The organism is Azohydromonas australica DSM 1124 (assembly GCF_000430725.1).
GTDB lineage: Bacteria > Pseudomonadota > Gammaproteobacteria > Burkholderiales > Burkholderiaceae_C > Azohydromonas > Azohydromonas australica.
Genome location: NZ_AUMO01000056.1, coordinates 58011 through 76942, shown reverse-complemented (window position 1 = coordinate 76942; position 18932 = coordinate 58011). Strand labels below are relative to the sequence as shown.

Genomic DNA, 18932 nt, shown 5'->3' with positions numbered 1-18932 from the left:
ACGCGTTAAGCTGACCAGTACTAATTGCCCGTGAGGCTTGACCCTATAACTTTGACGAAGCAGTCAAAGGCGAGAATTTGAAGTTGTTGCCCCGAGACGGCGACGCAATCAATAAAGCTGACAAGACTCTGTGAATTGGCTCAATTGCTGAACGCAGCAGTTGGGCAAAAAGTTCAAGCCTGATGACCATAGCGAGGTGGTCCCACCCCTTCCCATCCCGAACAGGACCGTGAAACACCTCAGCGCCGATGATAGTGCGGATTCCCGTGTGAAAGTAGGACATCGTCAGGCTAATATCCCAGCAAACGCCCCGACCAGAATATGGTCGGGGCGTTTTGCTTTTGGGATTCCGCTGGTGGCTGGAAACCAGCATGATTTCCAGGCAGAAAATAGGCCGTGGCACCTTGAGAAAGACAGCTCCGCTGCATAGCCCATGATCGCCCGCCTGCTTCAGCTCATCACCGGTGCCTGGATGGCTGCCGCGCTGGGCTGGTTGATTTTCAACTTGCACGCCGGTCGGCCACGGGCCGCATGGTTGGGCGCACTGTTCCTGCTCAGCCTGCATGCCCTGGTGCTGGGGCTGGAACTGCTTTTCCATCACCACGTCAGCCGGCACGATCCTCTAGCGCCCGCGTCGGCCCGGTCGCTGTGGCGGGCCTGGCTGGTGGAATGCGTCACCGGCTTGCGCGTGTTCTGCGTGCAGCAGGCTTTCAGGCACCGCAGCGAGCCCGATTTCCTGCCTCTAGCGAGTGCCCAGCGCGGCGTGCTCTTGGTGCATGGCTTGGTGTGCAACCGGGGCCTGTGGAACTCCTGGCTGCGTGCGCTGCGCGAGCGGGGTATCCCGGTAGTGGCACCCAGCGTGGAACCGCCTTTTGGCCTCATCGATACCTGGGCACCCGCCATCGATACAGCCGTGCGGCGGCTGCATGCCGCAACGGGTCAGCCGGTGCTGATCGTCGCGCACAGCATGGGCGGCCTGGCCGTGCGCGCTTGGTTGCGGCAGAGGGGTGATCCGGCCCTGGTGCAGCGCGTGATCACCGTCGGCTCCCCGCACCGCGGCACCTGGCTCGCTCGCTTTGGCTTGAGCCCCAACGCGCGCCAGCTGCAGCTTGATAGTCCCTGGCTGCAGGCACTGGCCCGGGACGAGGCCGCCACTCCGCGCGGCGTGCCCTTCACCTGCTATTTCAGCGACTGCGACAACCTGGTGTTTCCGCCCTCGGTCGCCGCGCTGCCGGGAGCAGACAACCGGCTGCTGCGCGGCTGGGCGCATGTGGACCTGCTGGACGCGCCGGCGCTTTTAGAGGCGGTGCTGGGCTACGCAAGCGCAGCACCGCCGGCCGATACCGATGCGCGGCGCACCGGCACGGCCTCCTCACACTGATTACTCCTCCTCGCGCACCTTGAACTGGCCCACCAGCTGCTGCTGGGTGTTGGGCGGTACGGGGTCGTAATGCGACAGCGCCAGTGTGTAGCGGCCTTGGCCGCTGGTCATGGCGTTCAGGCGCGACTGGTAGTTGCTCAGCTCGGACAGCGGCACCTGCCCGCGCACCAGCATCGTGCCGACGGCACCGTTCTGCGTGCCGCTGACCTGGCCGCGGCGCGAGGAGAGGTCGCCGGTGATGTCGCCCATTGCGCTGTCCGGTGCCAGGATCTCCACGTTCACGATCGGCTCCAGCACGATCGGCCGCGCCTCCCGGATCGCCGCCATGAACGCCTTGCGCCCCGCGGTGACGAAGGCGATTTCCTTGCTGTCCACGCTGTGGCTCTTGCCGTCGAGCACCACCACGCGCACGTCCACCACCGGGTAGCCGGCGATGGCGCCCGAGGCCAGCACTTCGCGCACGCCCTTCTCGACGGCGGGGATGAACTGCCCGGGAATCGCGCCGCCCTTGACTTGGTCCACGAACTCGAAGCCCGCGCCCCGCGGCAGCGGCTCCACGCGCAGCATCACCTCGCCGAACTGGCCCGCGCCGCCGGTCTGCTTCTTGTGCCGGTGGTGGCCCTCGGCCGCGGCGGTGACGGTCTCGCGGTAGGCGATGCGTGGTGGCCGCGTCTGCACCTCGAACTTGTAGACCTCGCGCAGCCGCTCCAGCAGCACGCGCAGGTGCAGCTCGCCCAGGCCGTAGACGATGGTCTCGTTGGTGGTGGGCACGTGCTCCACCTTCAGGCACGGATCCTCGTCCAGCAGCTTGGTGAGAATTTCCCATAGCCGCTGCTCGTCGCCGTGGCGCTTGGGCTCGATCGCCAGCCCGTGCACCGGCACCGGGAAGTCCAGCGGCTGCAGGTGGATGTGGTCGTCCTCCGCCGCGTCGTGCAGCACGGCGTCGAAGTGCAGCTCGTCCACCTTGGCCACCGCGCACAGGTCGCCCGGCAGCGCCTTGTTCACCTCCACGTGCTCCTTGCCCTGCAGCATGAAGAGGTGGTTGACCTTGAAGGGTTTGCGGCCGTCGCCGATGTAGAGCAAGCTGTCCCGGGTCAACGTGCCCTGGTGCACGCGGAAGATGCCCATCTTCCCGACGTAGGGGTCCACCGTGACCTTGAACACATGCGCCAGCACGTGCAGCGACGGATCGGGCTGAGCCTGCAGCGGCTGCGCCGCGTCGCCCTCGCCCTTGAGGAAAGCCGGCGGGTTGCCTTCGCCGGGGTGCGGCAGCAGCTTCACGATCACGTCCAGCAATTGCGCCAGGCCGGCGCCGGTGCGCGAGGAGACAAAGCACACCGGAATCAGATGCCCCTCGCGCAGCGCCTGCTCCAGCGGCGCGTGCAGCTCGCTCGCGTCCACGTCGCCGTCGTTGAGGTAGCGCTCGACGAAGTCGCCATCCACCTCCACCACCTGTTCCACCAGCGCGCGGTGCGCGTCTTCCACGGCGCCGAAGTCGGTCTGGCCCTCGCGGTTGAAGAAGCAGTCCACCACCCGTGCGCCGCCCTCGGCCGGCAGGTTCAGCGGCAGGCATTCGCGGCCGAAGGTTTCCTGGATTTGCGCCAGCAGCGCGGGCAGGTCCACGCCCTGGGCGTCGATCTTGTTGATGATGAGCATGCGGTCCAGCCGGCGCTGCGCCGCGTACTCCATCATGCGCACCGTCATGGGCTCGATGCCGGTGGCGGCGTTGATCACCACCGCCGCGGTTTCCACCGCTTCCAGCGCCGGCAGCGACTGGCCGACGAAGTCCGGCGCGCCCGGCGTGTCGATGAAGTGGATCCGCGTGCCCTGGTGGTCCAGGTGCATGAGCGCCGAGTTCAGCGAGTGCTGCATGCGGCGCTCCAGCGGGTCGAAGTCACTGACCATGCTGCCGCGCTCCAGGCTGCCCGCAGCGCTGATCGCGCCGGCGTGGTGCAGCAGCGTCTCGGCCAAGGTGGTCTTGCCGGAGGCCGCCGCGCCCACGAGGGCCAGGGTGCGGATGGCAGCGACGGAAGAAGATGGGCTCGACATGGCGGTCTCCTTGTGCGCCGGGCCCGGGGCTCAGCGCTGCTGAGGTGGTGGAAATCCAGGGTACGGGATCGCTCCAGGGCGCACAAGGCACGCGCCTTGCGCCATGTCGTGGTGCGTGCGGGCGCGCGTTTGCGCCCCATCAATGCCCATGCATCGCCGCGCCGCAGAGGTGTTTCAGCGGCGCAAGCGAAGTTGCGCCCTTGACTGAAAGCTCAGCAAGGGCAACCGCTCAGGCCTGCGGCCTGGCCATGCGTGGGGCAGTGGCCGGCCTCGTGCGGCGCAGCCGTGTCTCCAGGCCCAGGTAGACCAGCAGCGCTGCCGCCAGTGGCAGCAGGTAGAACAGCGCCCGGTACGCCAGCAGTGCCGCCAGCAGCTGCGCCTCGGGCTGCAAACCTGCCAGCAGCGCCATGAACACCGCCTCCAGCACGCCCAGGCCCCCGGGCACGCGCAGCGCGATCACGGCCATGCTGGTCGTCATCAGGGCGCCCAGCACCGTGGGGTAGCCCACGCGCCCGTGCAGCAGCACGTACAGCACACAGGCCACAAGGGCCCAGTGCAGCGCCGACAGCACCACCTGCGCCAGCGCCAAGCCGGCGTGCGGCAGCTCCAGCCGGTGGCCGCGCAGCGTCCACAGGCGCCGCCGCGACCAGCGGCAGGCCGCCAGGTACAGCACCACCGCGCTCACCAAGCCCAGGCCGATCAGGCGCAGCGCGTGGCTGCTCAGCGGCGCATCCGGCGGCAGCTCCACCCAGCCGCTGAGGAACACCGTGCCGGCCAGCGCCGCGTAGCCGATCCAGTTGGTCAGCAGGCTCAAGCCCCATACGCGCACGATGGTCGCCATCGGCAGGCCCTGGCGCGCGTACAGGCGCAGCCGCAAGGCCACGCCGCCCACCATCGAGCCCAGGTTCAGGTTGGCGGCAAAGCTGACGAAGGCGGTGGCTGCCACCCGGGCTGGCGGCAGGTGGTGGCCGCTGTAGTAGCGGCCGAGCAGGTCGTATCCGGTGTAGAGCGCATGCGCCGCCGCCGCCGCCAGCGCCGCCAGCAGCAGCGTGCCGGGGCGGTAGTCCAGCAGCGCGGCCCAGGCGGCGGCCCAGTCCAGGCTGCGCGCGCGCCAGGCGATGAAGCCCAGCAGCGCCAGCAGCGCCAGCACCAGCAGCGGCCGGCGCACGCGAGCCCAGGCATGGGCCAGCGGGTGGGCCGGCGGCGCGTGGCGGGCCACCGTCATCTCCTTCAGCGCTCGGCCTGCCGCGCCGCCTCGGGATGCACGTCCACGTGGCGCCGCCCGATGAAGGAGCGGATGAACTTGCCGTCGCGCGGCAGCACGCCGGCCCAGCTCGGGAAGTGGCGCAGCAGGTGGAAGGCCAGTGCGCTGGTGACGTAGCGCCACATCGTGCGCTTGGGCAGCGCCTCGCGGCTCATTTCGCGGCACTCGTTGTCCATCAGCCGCTGCAGCCGCTGGCGCAGCTCCGCGGCGAAGCCCTGGTCGCGGATCAGCACGTTGGCTTCGAGGTTGAGCGACAGGCTCAGGGGATCCAGGTTGCTGGAGCCCACGGTGGCCCACTGGCCGTCCACCACCGCCACCTTGCCGTGCAGCGGGCGCCGGCAGTACTCATGCACGTGCACGCCGTCCTTCACCAGCGAGTGGTAGAGCATGCGCGCGCCGATGCGCGCGATGGCCATGTCGGGCTCGCCCTGCAGGATCAGGTGCACCGCCACCCCGCGGCGCGCGGCGCGGCGCAGCTCGCGCAGCAGCCGGTAGCCGGGGAAGAAGTAGGCGTTGGCGATCACGATCTCGCGCTTGGCCGTGCGGATCGCCATGCGGTAGCAGCGCTCGATGTCGTTGGGGTGGCGCTCGTTGTCGCGCGTCACCAGCGCCGCGTGCGCCGTGCCCGCCGTGGGCAGCGGCGGCGGCTGCACCTTGGCCTGGCGCCGGAAGCCGTGCCGCACCCAGCCCAGCAGGGCGCTGCGCACCGGCGCCAGCACCTCGTGCACGAAGCCGTGGAGCTGCTGCACCACCGGCCCCTGGATCTGCACCGCGTAGTCCTGCTTGGACTCGGGGCCGCTGGAGAGCAGGTGGTCCTCGGAGAAGTTGATGCCGCCGATGAAGGCCAGCTCGCCGTCGATTACCACGATCTTGCGGTGCATTCGGCGCACGAGGTTGTAGCGCAGCCCCAGCAGCCGTGGCCGCGGGTCGTACACGTGCAGCCGCACGCCGGCGTCGGTGAGCGCGCCGATGAACTCCTCGGAGAGGTCCGGCGAGCCGTAGCCGTCCACCGTCAGGTCCACCTGCACGCCGCGGCGCGCGACGTCCAGCAGCACCGCGTGCAGCTGGCGCCCGACCGGGTCGTCGAACAGGATGAAGGTTTCGATCACCACCTCGCGCCGGGCCCGGGAGATGGCCTCGAACACGCGCGGGTAGTACTCCTCGCCGTTTTCCAGCAGTTCGATGCGGTTGCCCGCGCTCCAGGTCAGTTTCACAGCATCACCTCCGCCGCCAGCGGCGCATGGTCCGACAGGTGCGACCACGGCCGCTTGGGCAGTCCGATCGGCACATGGCGCAGGTTGCGCACGTAGATGCGGTCCAGCCGCAGCACCGGGTGCCGCGCCGGGAAGGTGCGCGGCGCGCGCCCATGCGCATGCGCGTGGACTTCCTGCAGCTTGAGCTCGCGCTGCAGCCGCTCGTGCGCGCACAGCCGCCAGTCATTGAAATCGCCGGCGATCACCAGCGGCGCCTGGGCCGGCACCTCGTCGCGCAGCAGTTCGCCCAGCAGGTCGATCTGGCGCTGGCGCTGCGACTCGCGCAGCCCGAGGTGCACGCAGATGGCGTGCAGCGGGTATTCCGAGTTGGGCAGCTCTAGCTCGCAGTGCAGCAGGCCACGCTTCTCGACGCCGTCGATGTCCAGGCTCACGTCCACGTTGCGGTGGCGCAGGATCGGCAGCTTCGACAGCAGCGCGTTGCCGTGGTGCCCGGCCGGCGACACCGCGTTGCGCCCGTAGGCGTGCTGGTGCCAGATCGTGTCGGCCAGGAACTCGTACTGCGGCATGCGCGCCAGCGATTGCCCGGTGCCGCCGATCGTGGTGGTCGCCGCCGAGGCGGTGCGACGCCCGACCCGGCCGGCCAGGGTCCGCACGGGCCGCAGGTCGTGGCGGTGCGAGGCCGCGCCGGCCACTTCCTGCAGGAACACCACGTCGGCGCCGGTGGCGCGCACCGCCTCGCGAATCTCGGCGAGCACGTAGCGGCGGTTCATGACCGTGAAGCCCTTGTGCAGGTTCAGCGTCAGCACGCGCAGGTGGTGCTCGGCGCCGTCGGGAGAGACCTCGTCGTGGCGCAGCGGGACCGGCAGTCGCATGGGCATTCAGCGCTGCGGCAGCACCTGCGTGCCGGCGCTGCACGGGTGGCCATGGCCGGGCAGCTCTTCGGCCGACGGCACCGCCGCGGCCAGCTCGTCCTCCAGGGGCAGGTCGTCCATGCCCGGCTCGCCGCCGTAGAACCAGCGCTGGATGCCGTCCAGCCGGTCTAGCACCTCGTTCATCTCGGGCTCCTCAGTGATTGAAAGCACTGGGAGCAATGCTTGCGCCCAAGGGCGCATCCGTCAGGCGGCGGCAGCCGCATCCGCACGTAGGAAGCGGCCTACCCGCGCACGGCCGACCGAAGCCGTGCGCGGTCGGTGACGGGTTACTGGAACGCCACCTCGTTGAAGCTGCGCAGCTTGCGGCTGTGGAGCTGGTCCAGGCGCTGGCGGCGCAGGATGTCGATGGCGCGCATGCCGATGCGCAGGTGCTGGTCCACGCGCTCGCGGTAGAACTGGTTGGCCATGCCCGGGAGCTTGAGCTCGCCGTGCAGCGGCTTGTCGCTCACGCACAGCAAGGTGCCGTAGGGCACGCGGAAGCGGAAGCCGTTGGCGGCGATGGTGGCGGACTCCATGTCCAGCGCCACGGCGCGGCTCTGGCTGAAGCGCTGCTCCGGACCCGGATGCGGCAGCAGCTCCCAGTTGCGGTTGTCGGTGGAGGCCACGGTGCCGGTGCGCAGGATGCGCTTGAGCTCGAAGCCGCGCAGCTGCGTCACGTCCTCCACGGCCTGCTCCAGCGCCACCTGGATCTCCGCCAGCGCGGGGATCGGCACCCACAGCGGCAGCTCCTCATCGAGCACGTGGTCCTCGCGCACGTAGCCGTGCGCCAGCACGTAGTCGCCGAGCTGCTGCGTGTTGCGCAGCCCCGCGCAGTGGCCGAGCATGATCCAGGCGTGCGGGCGCAGCACGGCGATGTGGTCGGTAATGGTCTTGGCGTTGGCCGGCCCGACGCCGATGTTGACCATCGTGATGCCGCTGCGGTCCGGCCGCACCAGGTGGTAGGCCGGCATCTGCGGCAGCCGCGGCGGCGGCGCGCCCAGCGCGTCGGCGGGCAGCGCCGGGTGGCCCGCGCGGCGCGTGACCACGTTGCCCGGCTCGATGAAGGCGCAGTAGCCGTCGGCCGCCTCGTCGCCTTCGGGCGCGGCCATCAGGCTGCGGCCCAGGCGCACGAACTCGTCGATGTAGAACTGGTAGTTCGTGAACAGCAGGAAGTTCTGGAAGTGTTCCGGCGCGGTGCCCGTGTAGTGGCGCAGCCGGTGCAGCGAGTAGTCCACCCGCGGCCCGGTGAAGAGCGCCAGCGGCATGGGCTGCCCGGGCGGCACGCTGTGGGTACCGTTGGCGATGCCGTCGTCCATGGCCGCCAGGTCGGGCAGGTCGAACAGGTCGCGCATGCGCTGGCGGCGCTCCACGCTCATCGTGCCCTCGATGTGGTCGTGCTCGGCGAAGGAGAAGTGGATCGGGATGGGCTGCGTGCTCATGCCCACTTCCAGCGTCACGCCGTGGTTCTTCAGCAGCAGCTCGAACTGCTCCAGGTAGTACTCCTCGAACAGGTCCGGGCGCGTGAGCGTGGTCTCGTAGGCGCCGGGGCCGGCCACGAAGCCGTAGGCCAGGCGCGAATCGGCGCGCACCACGGTATCGATGTGCACGCGCACGAACGGGTAGCAGGCGCGCACCCGGCGCGCCGGGTCGGTGCCGGCCACGAATTCCTGCAGCGATTGGCGCAGGTGCGTGATGCCGATGTCGTAGATGTGGCGGGCATGCGCCAGCGCGTCCGCCGCGCTGGTGAAGGATTGGGTCGCGATGAGCGTGGGCATGGCTCATTGTGGACTGCGGCCACGGGTGCTGCGTTGCAGCAAACACTTTCCTTCTCCCGAGCCGTGGGCCGCGCGGCGGGCCGGTAAACTGCCCAGCTTTTAGGCTCGTTCCGCCCCATGGCCGCTGTTTCCGCCGGAGTGACGTCCCCCTTCGACCTCAGGAGCGCCTCGCTGACGCTGCTGGCGTTGCTGCTCAAGACCACCGACCTGGAGCTGCTGGCGACGGAGCTGGCGCAGCGCGAGGCCGAGACGCCCGAGCTTTTCAACCAGGAGCCGTTGCTGGTGGACCTGGCAGCGGTGCGCGAGCAGGGCTCGCCGCTGGACATGGCCGCGCTGGTGGCGCTGCTGCGCCGCCACCGCCTGCTGCCCGTGGCCGCCCGCGGTGGCAGTCCGGCGCAGATGGAAGCCGCCATCGCCGCGGGCCTGGCCGATTCGCCCGATGCCGTGCCGCAGAACCCGCGAACCGAGACCGTGCGCGAAGTCGTGCGCGAGGTGGTGCGCGAAGTCCAGGTGCCGATGAGCAGCACGGCGCTGCTGGTGGACAAGCCGCTGCGTTCGGGCCAGCAGGTCTACTCCCGGGGCGGGGACCTGGTCGTGCTGGCGCAGGTGAACTGCGGCGCCGAAGTGATTGCCGATGGCAGCGTGCACGTGTACGCGCCGCTGCGCGGCAAGGTGGTGGCGGGGGCGCGTGGCAATACGGCCGCGCGCATCTACACCACCTGCCTGGAACCGGAGTTGATCTCCATCGCCGGTACCTACCGCACCGCCGAGAACCAGCTGCCCGCCGACGTGCTGGGCAAGCCGGCCATGGTGCGGCTGGACGGCGAAAAACTGGTGATCGAGCCGATCAAGATCTAGTGCGCACTGCGTGCTCTTTATGCGGACTCCGAGCCGACAAGCTGAAAGGATGTAACTGAGATGGCCAGAATCGTCGTCGTGACTTCCGGCAAGGGCGGGGTCGGCAAGACCACGACCAGCGCAAGCTTCTCCTCCGGCCTCGCATTGCGAGGCCACAAGACGGCGGTGCTCGATTTCGACGTCGGGCTGCGCAACCTGGACCTGATCATGGGTTGCGAGCGTCGCGTGGTGTACGACCTCATCAACGTCATCAACGGGGAAGCCAACCTCAACCAGGCGCTCATCAAGGACAAGCACTGCGAGAACCTCTACGTGCTGCCGGCCTCGCAGACGCGCGACAAGGACGCGCTGACCAAGGAAGGCGTGGAGCGCGTGCTGGCCGACCTGGCCGAGCAGGGCTTCGAGTACATCGTCTGTGACTCGCCCGCGGGCATCGAGAGCGGCGCGATGCTGGCCATGCACTTCGCCGACGAGGCGCTGGTGGTGACCAACCCCGAGGTCTCCTCGGTACGCGACTCGGACCGCATCCTGGGCATGCTGGGCTCCAAGACGCGCCGTGCCATCCAGGGCGACACGCCGATCAAGGAGCACCTGCTGATCACGCGCTACAACCCGTTGCGCGTGGAGGACGGCCAAATGCTCTCGCTGCAGGACATCCAGGACATCCTGCGCATTGAACTCATCGGCGTGATTCCCGAATCGGAAGTAGTGCTGCAAGCTTCCAACCAGGGCGTGCCGGTGGTTCACATGAGCGGCACGGACGTTGCCGAGGCCTACAAGGACGTGGTGGACCGCTTCCTGGGTGAGGACAAGCCCATGCGCTTCACCGACGCGGTCAAGCCCGGCTTTTTCAAGCGACTCTTTGGCGGGAGGTAACGCGTCATGAGCTTTCTGTCCTTCCTGATGGGCGAAAAGAAACGCTCGGCGAATGTCGCCAAGGAACGACTGCAGATCATCCTGGCGCACGAGCGCAACGGTCGCAGCCGCAGCCCTGACTACTTGCCGGCCCTGCAGCGCGAGCTGCTGGCCGTGATCACCAAGTACGTCTCCATCAGCTCCGAGGACATCAAGGTGCACCTGGAACGCCAGGACAACCTGGAAGTGCTGGAAGTCAAGATCGAGCTTCCCGAAGCGGCCCGCTGAGGGCCCGCTGAAGCGGCACTCGACCTGGAGAACGGCCATGGGTTGGTTCGGCGCGCTCAAGCTGGTGCCCTGGTCCGAGGTCATCGAGGCCGCACCCGGGCTCGTACGCGGGGCGCGCCGCATCTTTGCCCAGACCCAGGACGAGCCCGCCGCCACCACGGCCGAGCCGCCTCCCGCCGCCGCTGCCGTGGACCCCACCGAGGCCCTGCGCGCCCAGTTGCAGCAGCTCGAAGCCCAGGTGCAGGCGCTGAGCACCCAGCAGCAGGCCGCCGCCGGGTTGCTGGAGTCGCTCACCGAGCACAACGCGCGGCTGGTGGAAGCCGTGCAGATGCTGCGTCTGCGCCAGCGCTGGCTGGGCGGTGCCGTGGCGGCGCTGGCCCTGGCCCTCGTGCTGGTCGCGGCGCTGGCGTTGCGCACTTGATCCACTCCGCCGGGCCCGCCGTTTCCCCCTGCTACGCTTCGCCGCCATGAGCTTTCTGGCCATCGACATCGGCAATACGCGGCTGAAATGGGCGCTGTATGCAGCACCGCAACCTGGAGCCGCCGTGCTGGCGCAGGGTGCGGCCTTCCTAGAAACCATCGACGAGCTGGCCGAGACGCAATGGAAGGGGCTGAAGCCGCCGACCAGCATGCTGGGCTGCAACGTCGCGGGCGACGCCGTGCGCCGCCGCGCCGAGGAGCAGCTGGAGCTGTGGGACCTCACGCCGCGCTGGGCCGTCTCCAATGCCCGTGACGGCGGCGTGCGCAACGGCTACGACCATCCCGGCCGCCTGGGCGCCGACCGCTGGGTGGCGCTCATCGGCGCGCACGCCCACGCCGCCGCGCGCGGCGTGGACGGCCCGGTGCTGGTGGTCATGATCGGTACCGCCGTGACTGTGGACGCGCTCGACGGCGAGGGCCGCTTCCTCGGCGGGCTCATCCTGCCGGGGCACGGGATCATGCTGCGCGCGCTGGAAAGCGGCACTGCAGGCCTGCACGTGCCCACCGGCGAGGTGCGTGACTTCCCCACCAACACCTCCGACGCGCTCACCAGCGGCGGCACCTTCGCCATCACCGGCGCCATCGAGCACATGCACCGGCGGCTGCAGCGGCACTGCGGCCGCGCGCCCATCACGCTCATGACCGGCGGCGCGGGCTGGAAGGTAGCGCCGTACCTGGAGATCGCGCACGAGCTGGTCGAGTCGCTGATCTTCGACGGCCTGCTGGCGCTGCAGGCGCACCGGCTGGCGCTGTAGTCGGCGCCGCGCCTGGCCGGCCGATCGCGGCCAGCTACTCGGTAACCTTCACGCCCTTCCAGAACGCGATGCGGTCCTTGATCTGCGCCGCAGCCTCGCTGGGCTCCGTGTAGTACCAGGCGGCCTCGGGATTGAGCTCGCCGTTGACCAGCAGCGACCAGTAGCGCGCCTGCCCCTTCCAAGGGCAGCTCGTGCGGTGGTTGCTGGACACCAGGAACTCCTTCTTCACGGCGCTTTCGGGGAAGTAGTGGTTGCCTTCGACCAGCACGGTGTCGTCACTCTCGGCGATCACCTGCCCGTTCCAAATCGCTTTCATCAATATCTCCGCAAGAAATCAGGTGAGGGTACGCGGCGCGGTCGGCTCAGCCGGCATCGCGCGCCAGCCGCAGCCCGGTGAACTGCCAGCGTGCCGGCGCAGGGAAGAAATTGCGGTAGCTTGGCCGCACATGGCCAGCCGGGCTGGCGCAGCTGCCGCCGCGCAGCACGCTCTGGTTGACCATGAACTTGCCGTTGTACTCGCCCACCGCGCCCGCCAGCGGCTTGAAGCCCGGATAGGGCTCGTAGGCCGAGCGCGTCCACTGCCAGACGGCTGCATCGGCCTGGAGCAGCCCGGGGCCGTCCACGATGGGCGCCGGGTGCACGTGTTCGCGCAGGCTTTTCGCCGGCGCTGCAGCGGTCGGCTGCGCCTGCAGTGCCTGTAGCGCTGCTTCCCACTCCGCCTCGGTCGGCAGCCGGGCGCCGGCCCACTGCGCGTAGGCGGCGGCCTCGTAGAGGCTGAGGTGGCACACCGGCTCGGCCGGATCGATGGGGCGCGGGCCGAACAGCGTGAACTGCGTGCCGCTTTCCGGCTGCCAGTACAGCGGCGCCGTGGCGCCCTGGGACTGCACCCAGGCCCAGCCGTCGCTGAGCCAGAGCTCGGGGCGGCGGTAGCCGCCGTCGTCCATGAAGGCCCAGTACTCGCCGCAGCTCACCGGCCGGTTCGCCAGCCGCCAGGGCTGCAGCCAGACGCGGTGGCGCGGCGTCTCGTTGTCGAAGGCGAAACCCTCGCCGCCGTGGCCGATCTCGGTCAGCCCGCCTTCGAAATCCAGCCAGCGCAGCGGCGGTGCCGTGCCGACTGCCGCCGGCGTGGCCGGATCCGGCGCCAGATAGGCCGGCTGCAGCGGGTTGAGCGAGAGCAGGTGCTTCAGGTCGGTGAGGATCAGCTCCTGGTGCTGCTGCTCGTGCTGCAGACCCAGCTCGATCAGCGCCGCCGCGCCCGCCAGCGCACCCTCGTCGCCGGCCTCGATGAGCTCGTGCAGCGCCGCGTCCACGTGGCGCCTGTAGGCCAGCACCTCGGCCAGCGCCGGGCGCGACAGCATCCCGCGCTGCGGGCGCGGATGGCGTGGCCCCAGCGCCTCGTAGTAGGAGTTGAAGAGGTAGGCGAAGTGCGCATCGAACACCCGGTAGCCCGGGCTGTGCGGCCCCAGCACCAGGGTTTCGAAGAACCAGCTCGTGTGTGCCAGGTGCCACTTGACGGGGCTGGCGTCAGGCATGGACTGCAGGGCGCAGTCTTCGGCCGAGAGCGGTTGCGCCAGCGCCAGGCTGTGCGCGCGCACGGCCTGGAGCCGGCGCAGCAGGCGAGGGCGGTCCATCGGGGCGGGCTCCTTTCGCGGCCACCAGAAACTGCGGCGTGCGCCGCGGGCCGGCTGCCACCGGGGCAAGCGGCTGGCCCGGCCACCGCCCCGCCCCGGGGGGCCGTCAGAGGATGAAGCGCGAGAGGTCTTCGTTGCGCGAGAGCTCGCCCAGCTTGGCGTCCACCGCCGCGGCGTCGAGCGCCACGGTCTGGCCGGAGAGCTTGGGCGCGTCGAAGCTGACCTCGTCCAGCAGCCGCTCCATCACCGTGGCCAGGCGCCGCGCGCCGATGTTCTCGGTCCGCTCGTTCACGTCGAAGGCGATCTGCGCCAGGCGCCGGATGCCGTCGTCCGTGATCTCCAGCGTCACGCCCTCGGTGGCCAGCAGTGCCTGGTACTGCTTCACCAGGCTGGCGTGGGTGGACTTCAGGATCGCCTCGAAGTCATCCACCGACAGCGAGCCCAGCTCGACGCGGATCGGGAAGCGCCCCTGCAGCTCCGGAATCAGGTCACTGGGCTTGGCCAGGTGGAAGGCGCCCGAGGCGATGAAGAGGATGTGGTCGGTGCGCACCATGCCGTACTTGGTGTTGACGGTGGTGCCTTCGACCAGCGGCAGCAGGTCGCGCTGCACGCCCTGGCGCGAGACGTCGGCGCCGCGTGACTCGCCGCTGCCGGCGACCTTGTCGATCTCGTCGATGAAGACGATGCCGTTGCCCTCGGCATTGGCGACCGCCGCGGTCTTGATCTCGTCCTCGTTGACCAGCTTGGCCGCTTCCTCCTCCACCAGCAGCTTCAGCGCCTCGGCGATCTTGAGCTTGCGGGTGTGGCGCTTGGCCTGGCCGAACTGCGAGAACAGGCCCTTGAGCTGCTCGGCCATCTCCTCCATGCCCTGCGGGCCCAGGATCTCCAGCGAGGGGCGGTGGTCCGCCACCTCGATCTCGATCTCCTTGTCGTCGAGCAGGCCCTCGCGCAGGCGCTTGCGCATGCCCTGGCGCGCGGCGTTGTCAGCCGGCGACTCGCTGGGCGTGATGCCGAAGCCGGTGTTGCGCGGCAGCGGCACCAGGATGTCGAGCACGCGCTCCTCGGCGGCGTCCTCGGCCTGGGTGCGCTTGGTGCGCATCTGGCGCTCGCGCTCCTGCTTCACGGCGACGTCCACCAGGTCGCGCACGATGGTGTCCACGTCCTTGCCGACGTAGCCCACCTCGGTGAACTTGGTGGCCTCGACCTTGATGAAGGGCGCGTCCGCCAGCCGCGCCAGGCGCCGGGCGATCTCGGTCTTGCCCACGCCCGTGGGGCCGATCATGAGGATGTTCTTGGGCGTGATCTCCGTGCGCAGCTTCTCGTCCACCTGCTGGCGCCGCCAGCGGTTGCGCAGCGCGATGGCCACCATGCGCTTGGCCTGCGCCTGGCCGACGATGTGGCGGTCGAGCTCGGAGACGATTTCCTGTGGGGTCATGGCGCTCATGGCGTGGCTTGGCAAAAGGAAATTGGGAACAGGGGCCTGCACGCGGCGGGCCTCAGGCGGCGGCCGCGGGCGCGGCGCCCAGGGTCTCGATGGTGTGGTTCTGGTTGGTGTAGATGCACAGGTCGCCGGCGATGGTCAGCGACTGCTTGACGATCTCCGCCGGCGACATCTCGGTGTGCTGCATCAGCGCGCGCGCCGCCGCCTGTGCATAGGCGCCGCCGGAGCCGATGGCGATGATGCCGTGCTCGGGCTCCAGCACGTCGCCGTTGCCGGTGATGATCAGCGAGGCGTCCTTGTCCGCCACGGCCAGCATGGCTTCGAGGCGGCGCAGCACGCGGTCGGTGCGCCAGTCCTTGGTCAGCTCGACGGCGGCGCGCACCAGGTGGCCCTGGTGCTTCTCCAGCTTGCCCTCGAAGCGCTCGAAGAGCGTGAAGGCGTCGGCCGTGGCGCCGGCGAAGCCGGCCAGGACCTGGTCGCGGTAGAGGCGGCGCACCTTGCGCGCGCTGGACTTGACGACGATGTGGCCCAGCGTCACCTGGCCGTCGCCGCCCAGGGCGACGAGGGGGCCGCGGCGCACGCTGACGATGGTGGTGCCGTGAAAGGGTTCCATGGGGTGCCTGTCTTGAGCGGCGCCAGGGCCGCGGGAAAAGCCGTCCGCGCGCGGCGGGCGGCGTGTGGGGTTCAGTTGGGATGCACGCGCACGCGGGCGTGCTCGTTGATGCCCATCGCGCCCAGCAGCAGCGCGACGAGGCGATGGGTGTCCGAAAAGCTCAGGCTGCGGTGTTCCTGGCGGCGGGCCTGCACCCACTTCAGCAGCTCGCCGGCGGCGTTGAAGTCCACGCGCACCAGCCGCGGGCAGTGCAGCTCCACGCGCGCGGCGTTGCCCAGCTGCTGCTGCAGCCGCCGCAGCAGCGGGCTGATGTCGCCCACGAGCTGGCCCGCGAGTTCCAGCTCGGCCACGGCGTCGGCCTCGTGCAGCGAGGTGTCGAAGCGGCTGACGTCGCTCAGCAGCGAGGTCAGCGGCGGCAGCGAGGAGGGCGGCGCGACCGGGCAGCTCTCGCGGCTCAGGCGCACGCGGCAGCTCGGCGGCTCCCAGGACGGCGGCGAGATCTCGTAGGTGATGCAGTAGTCGATCGCGGCCTCGTCGAAGGCCTGCGCGCGATGCAGCAGCCGCAGCGCCTGTAGCCGCAGCAGCCACAGCGCGGGGTCGGCGTCACGCGAGCCCGCGGGCGTGGCCTCGCGCAGGCGCTGCAGCAGGGTTTCGCTGCCCAGCCAGTGCAGGTCCAGCGGCTGCGCGGCCCACTGCTGCAGCAGCGGCGCCAAGCTGGCGGGCGCGTCGGCATGCACGTGCTGCAGGCCCGACCAGTCCATGGTCCACGGCAGCGGCGTCTGCTGCGTGTACTCCCGCAGCCGCTGTACCGCGGGGGCGTCGAGCACGGCTGGGCAGGCCCAGCCCTGGCCCGGCTCCGCCGGGGCGCTGCTGGGTGCGGGTTGTTGCGCCAGGCGCTGCGGCAGCGAGAACCACTGCGGCGGCGAGCGGTGGAAGCGCTGCGCGAACTCGGCAGCCAGCAGCTCGAAGGCGGCCTGCGCGCCGGTGGCGCGGTAGAGGTCCAGCCGCACCAGCCAGGTGTCGGGATGGCGTGCACGCACGCCGTCGGGGCCGGTGAGCTCGGCCAGCAGTTGCTCGCAGCGCACGAACTCGCCGTTGGCGAAGGCGATCACGGCCTCGTCGAGCAGCGGGTCCTGCAGCACCTCGCAGGCGGCGGCGCCCGGCAGCGTGACGGGCTGGATGGCTTCGAGCAGCACGGGCGGGCGCTGGTGCTGCTGCGCCATGCGTGCGGCCAGCAGCCGGCTGGCGGGCAGGCCGTCGCCCACCATCTGCTGCTCGATCGCGTCGATCTTGGCCTTGACGCCGCAGTCCACGGCCAGCGTGCCGGGGAAGTCCTGGCGCGGCTCGGTGTCCAGGTGCAGCGCCTCCAGCGCCGCGGGGCTGGTCACGCCCTCGCGGCGCAGCTTGCGCAGCATGTCGAACTCGCGCTTGCGCACGAAGTCGTTGCGGCGCTTGCGCTCGATCATGGCCTTGAGCTCGGAGCGCTCCAGGCCCATGAGGGTGCTGTCGTCCGCGGGGCTGTCGCCCTCGGCGCCGGTGGCGGCCACCAGGCGCACCACCTTGCGCAGGAAGCTCGTGCCGTCCTTCGGCTCGGCCATGGGGGCGAAGCGGTGGCGGCGGGTGGCGTCAGTCGCCGAACATCTTCTGCTTGAGCTCGCGGCGCTGCTGCGCTTCCAGCGACAGCGTGGCCGTCGGGCGCGCCAGCAGCCGGCCCAGGCCGATGGGCTCGCCGGTCTCGTCGCAGTAGCCGTAGTCGCCCGCGTCGATGCGCGCCAGCGATTGCGAGATCTTCTTGAGCAGCTTGCGCTCGCGGTCGCGCGTACGCAGCTCCAGCGCATGCTCCTCCTCGATCGTGGCGCGGTCGGCCGGATCGGGAACGATGGAGGTGTCCTCGCGCAGGTGCTCGGTGGTCTCGCCGGCGTTGGACAGCAGGTCCTCCTTCAGCGCGCTCAGCCGCGTGCGGAAGAAGTCCAGCTGCTTGTCGTTCATGTACTCGCTGTCAGGCATGGCGAGCAGTTCTTCTTCGGTCAGCTCGCTGCCGGACTTGGTTTTCCAGGCGTTGGCGAGCTTGGGGTCCGCCTTGACGGGGGGCTTGAGAGTTTCCATGGCGGGGTCGGGATAGGTTCTGGCGGCGGGTTGAGGAGAAGGCGCGAAGCGCTCAGCGAAGCGGCTGGCGGCGGCGGACGGGGTCGCCACGGCAGTGGCGGCGGTCTCGATCGGGGAAGAGGGGCCGGCGGCTGCCGCGCTCTGGACCGGGGTCTTGCTCACATCGCTCTCCTCGAATCGACGGGGCGCCGCACGGGGGGTGCGCGCAGCGCGCGGCATTGTAGCCAGCGCTCTGCTTGCAACCGCTTACGCCAGGCATTGCTCCAAACCCTGCAGAAGGATGTCCTTCGGCAGGTCCACACCGATGAACACCATCTTGCTTTGCTTCTTCTCGCCCGGCGTCCATTTCGGGCCCAGGTCGCTGCCCATCATCTGGTGCACGCCCTGGAACACGACCTTGCGGTCGCTGCCCTTCATATAGAGAACGCCCTTGTAGCGCAGCATCTTGGGTCCGTAGACCTGCACGATCGCGCCGAGGAAGTCCTCCAGCTTGGCCGGGTTGAAAGCTTTATCGGCGCGGAACACGAAGGACTTGACGTCGTCGTCGTGATGGTGGTGGTGCGGGTGGTCGCAGTGCTCGCCGTGCTCGTGGTCGTGATGATGGTGGTGGTCGTTCGCCGACTCGTTGAGGAAGTCGGGGTCGATCTCGAGCTTGGTGTTGAGGTTGAAGCCCCGCAGGTCGAACACCTCGCTGATGGGCACCTCGCCGAAATGCACCCGGCGCTGCGGCGCGCGCGGATTCATGTGCTTGAGGCGGTGTGACAGATCGTCCACTTCCTGAGCAGAAACCAGGTCAGATTTACTGATGAAGATCTGGTCGGCAAAACCTACCTGGCGGCGCGCCTCCTGGCGGGTGTCGAGCTGCTGGTGCGCGTGCTTGGCGTCCACCAGCGTCAGGATCGAGTCGAGCAGGAAGCTCTCGGCGATCTCGTCGTCCATGAAGAAGGTCTGGGCGACGGGGCCCGGATCGGCCAGGCCGGTGGTCTCGATGACCACGCGCTCGAAATCGAGCTCGCCGCGGCGGCGCTTGGCCGCCAGCACCGACAGCGTGGAGCGCAGGTCTTCGCGGATCGTGCAGCAGACGCAGCCGTTGGAGAGCTGGATGATCTGTTCCTCGGTGTCGGCCACCAGGATCTCGTTGTCGATGTTCTCCTCGCCGAACTCGTTCTCGATCACGGCGATCTTCTGGCCGTGGGATTCGCTCAAGACGCGCTTGAGCAGCGTCGTCTTGCCGCTGCCTAGGAAGCCGGTAAGGATGGTCGCGGGAATCAGTCCGTTGGACATGGGCTGCTGCCTGGCCCTTGAGCGCCA

Annotated in this window: 19 protein-coding genes and 1 rRNA gene; 7 read left to right on the top strand and 13 right to left on the bottom strand. The window is 69.4% G+C overall.

The features are described 5' to 3' along the window. The first annotated feature begins 178 nt into the window (after window positions 1-178). Window positions 179-291, top strand: a 5S ribosomal RNA gene (gene rrf / locus H537_RS0110435). 142 nt (window positions 292-433) lie between these two features. Further along, window positions 434-1381 (top strand): esterase/lipase family protein, encoded by a 948-nt coding sequence (locus H537_RS42225; RefSeq protein WP_064735943.1) that lies wholly within the window; start codon window positions 434-436, stop codon window positions 1379-1381. Here H537_RS42225 and fusA read toward each other — a convergent pair whose 3' ends face one another. From fusA to H537_RS0110400, 6 genes are all read right to left on the bottom strand, one after another. Continuing rightward, complete coding sequence (gene fusA, locus H537_RS0110425) at window positions 1382-3430, bottom strand: elongation factor G (RefSeq protein ID WP_028997874.1); 2049 nt, start codon at window positions 3428-3430, stop codon at window positions 1382-1384. It abuts the gene before it with no gap. Window positions 3431-3659: 229 nt separating this feature from the next. Beyond that, a complete protein-coding gene (locus H537_RS0110420) occupies window positions 3660-4649 on the bottom strand; it encodes a lysylphosphatidylglycerol synthase domain-containing protein (protein ID WP_238446650.1) in 990 nt (329 codons plus the stop codon). An 11-nt stretch (window positions 4650-4660) separates the two neighbouring features. Beyond that, a complete protein-coding gene (gene clsB / locus H537_RS42220) occupies window positions 4661-5908 on the bottom strand; it encodes a cardiolipin synthase ClsB (RefSeq protein ID WP_051242336.1) in 1248 nt (415 codons plus the stop codon). Then, complete coding sequence (locus H537_RS0110410; protein WP_064735944.1) at window positions 5905-6780, bottom strand: endonuclease/exonuclease/phosphatase family protein; 876 nt, start codon at window positions 6778-6780, stop codon at window positions 5905-5907. Before H537_RS0110410 ends, clsB begins: the two co-directional genes overlap by 4 nt. A 6-nt stretch (window positions 6781-6786) precedes the next feature. After that, window positions 6787-6963, bottom strand: a complete 177-nt coding sequence (locus H537_RS52545) for a hypothetical protein (protein ID WP_156901594.1) — start codon at window positions 6961-6963, stop codon at window positions 6787-6789. A 143-nt stretch (window positions 6964-7106) separates the two neighbouring features. Continuing rightward, the gene (locus H537_RS0110400; RefSeq protein WP_051242334.1) at window positions 7107-8594 is read right to left on the bottom strand and encodes an AMP nucleosidase; all 1488 of its coding nucleotides are present in this window, start codon (window positions 8592-8594) and stop codon (window positions 7107-7109) included. Window positions 8595-8711: 117 nt separating this feature from the next. On the opposite strand from H537_RS0110400, the gene minC reads away from it, so the two are divergent. From minC to H537_RS0110375, 5 genes are read left to right on the top strand one after another with little or no spacing between them, the layout of a single operon-like run. After that, window positions 8712-9452, top strand: a complete 741-nt coding sequence (gene minC, locus H537_RS0110395) for a septum site-determining protein MinC (RefSeq protein WP_028997870.1) — start codon at window positions 8712-8714, stop codon at window positions 9450-9452. Between the two features lie 60 nt (window positions 9453-9512). Next, window positions 9513-10328, top strand: coding sequence for a septum site-determining protein MinD (minD, locus tag H537_RS0110390; RefSeq protein ID WP_028997869.1), 816 nt, complete (start codon window positions 9513-9515; stop codon window positions 10326-10328). Window positions 10329-10334: 6 nt separating this feature from the next. Continuing rightward, window positions 10335-10595, top strand: a complete 261-nt coding sequence (gene minE / locus H537_RS0110385) for a cell division topological specificity factor MinE (RefSeq protein WP_028997868.1) — start codon at window positions 10335-10337, stop codon at window positions 10593-10595. Between the two features lie 37 nt (window positions 10596-10632). Further along, complete coding sequence (locus tag H537_RS0110380) at window positions 10633-11016, top strand: hypothetical protein (RefSeq protein WP_028997867.1); 384 nt, start codon at window positions 10633-10635, stop codon at window positions 11014-11016. A gap of 46 nt (window positions 11017-11062) precedes the next feature. Next, window positions 11063-11830, top strand: coding sequence for a type III pantothenate kinase (locus H537_RS0110375; RefSeq protein ID WP_028997866.1), 768 nt, complete (start codon window positions 11063-11065; stop codon window positions 11828-11830). A gap of 34 nt (window positions 11831-11864) precedes the next feature. Here the strand turns inward: H537_RS0110375 and H537_RS0110370 are convergent, their stop codons facing one another. From H537_RS0110370 to H537_RS0110340, 7 genes are all read right to left on the bottom strand, one after another. Then, window positions 11865-12146 (bottom strand): DUF427 domain-containing protein, encoded by a 282-nt coding sequence (locus tag H537_RS0110370; protein ID WP_028997865.1) that lies wholly within the window; start codon window positions 12144-12146, stop codon window positions 11865-11867. A gap of 46 nt (window positions 12147-12192) precedes the next feature. Next, window positions 12193-13461 (bottom strand): ergothioneine biosynthesis protein EgtB, encoded by a 1269-nt coding sequence (gene egtB, locus H537_RS0110365; protein ID WP_028997864.1) that lies wholly within the window; start codon window positions 13459-13461, stop codon window positions 12193-12195. Window positions 13462-13567: 106 nt separating this feature from the next. Then, a complete protein-coding gene (hslU, locus tag H537_RS0110360; RefSeq protein WP_028997863.1) occupies window positions 13568-14905 on the bottom strand; it encodes an ATP-dependent protease ATPase subunit HslU in 1338 nt (445 codons plus the stop codon). Between the two features lie 52 nt (window positions 14906-14957). Beyond that, on the bottom strand, window positions 14958-15515 hold the full coding sequence (gene hslV / locus H537_RS0110355; protein WP_028997862.1) for an ATP-dependent protease subunit HslV: 558 nt from the start codon (window positions 15513-15515) through the stop codon (window positions 14958-14960). A 71-nt stretch (window positions 15516-15586) separates the two neighbouring features. Next, on the bottom strand, window positions 15587-17113 hold the full coding sequence (locus H537_RS0110350; RefSeq protein ID WP_028997861.1) for an STAS domain-containing protein: 1527 nt from the start codon (window positions 17111-17113) through the stop codon (window positions 15587-15589). A gap of 28 nt (window positions 17114-17141) precedes the next feature. Continuing rightward, window positions 17142-17783, bottom strand: coding sequence for an RNA polymerase-binding protein DksA (gene dksA / locus H537_RS0110345; RefSeq protein ID WP_238446649.1), 642 nt, complete (start codon window positions 17781-17783; stop codon window positions 17142-17144). An 84-nt stretch (window positions 17784-17867) separates the two neighbouring features. Then, window positions 17868-18905, bottom strand: coding sequence for a CobW family GTP-binding protein (locus H537_RS0110340; protein WP_028997859.1), 1038 nt, complete (start codon window positions 18903-18905; stop codon window positions 17868-17870). Window positions 18906-18932: the final 27 nt, after the last annotated feature.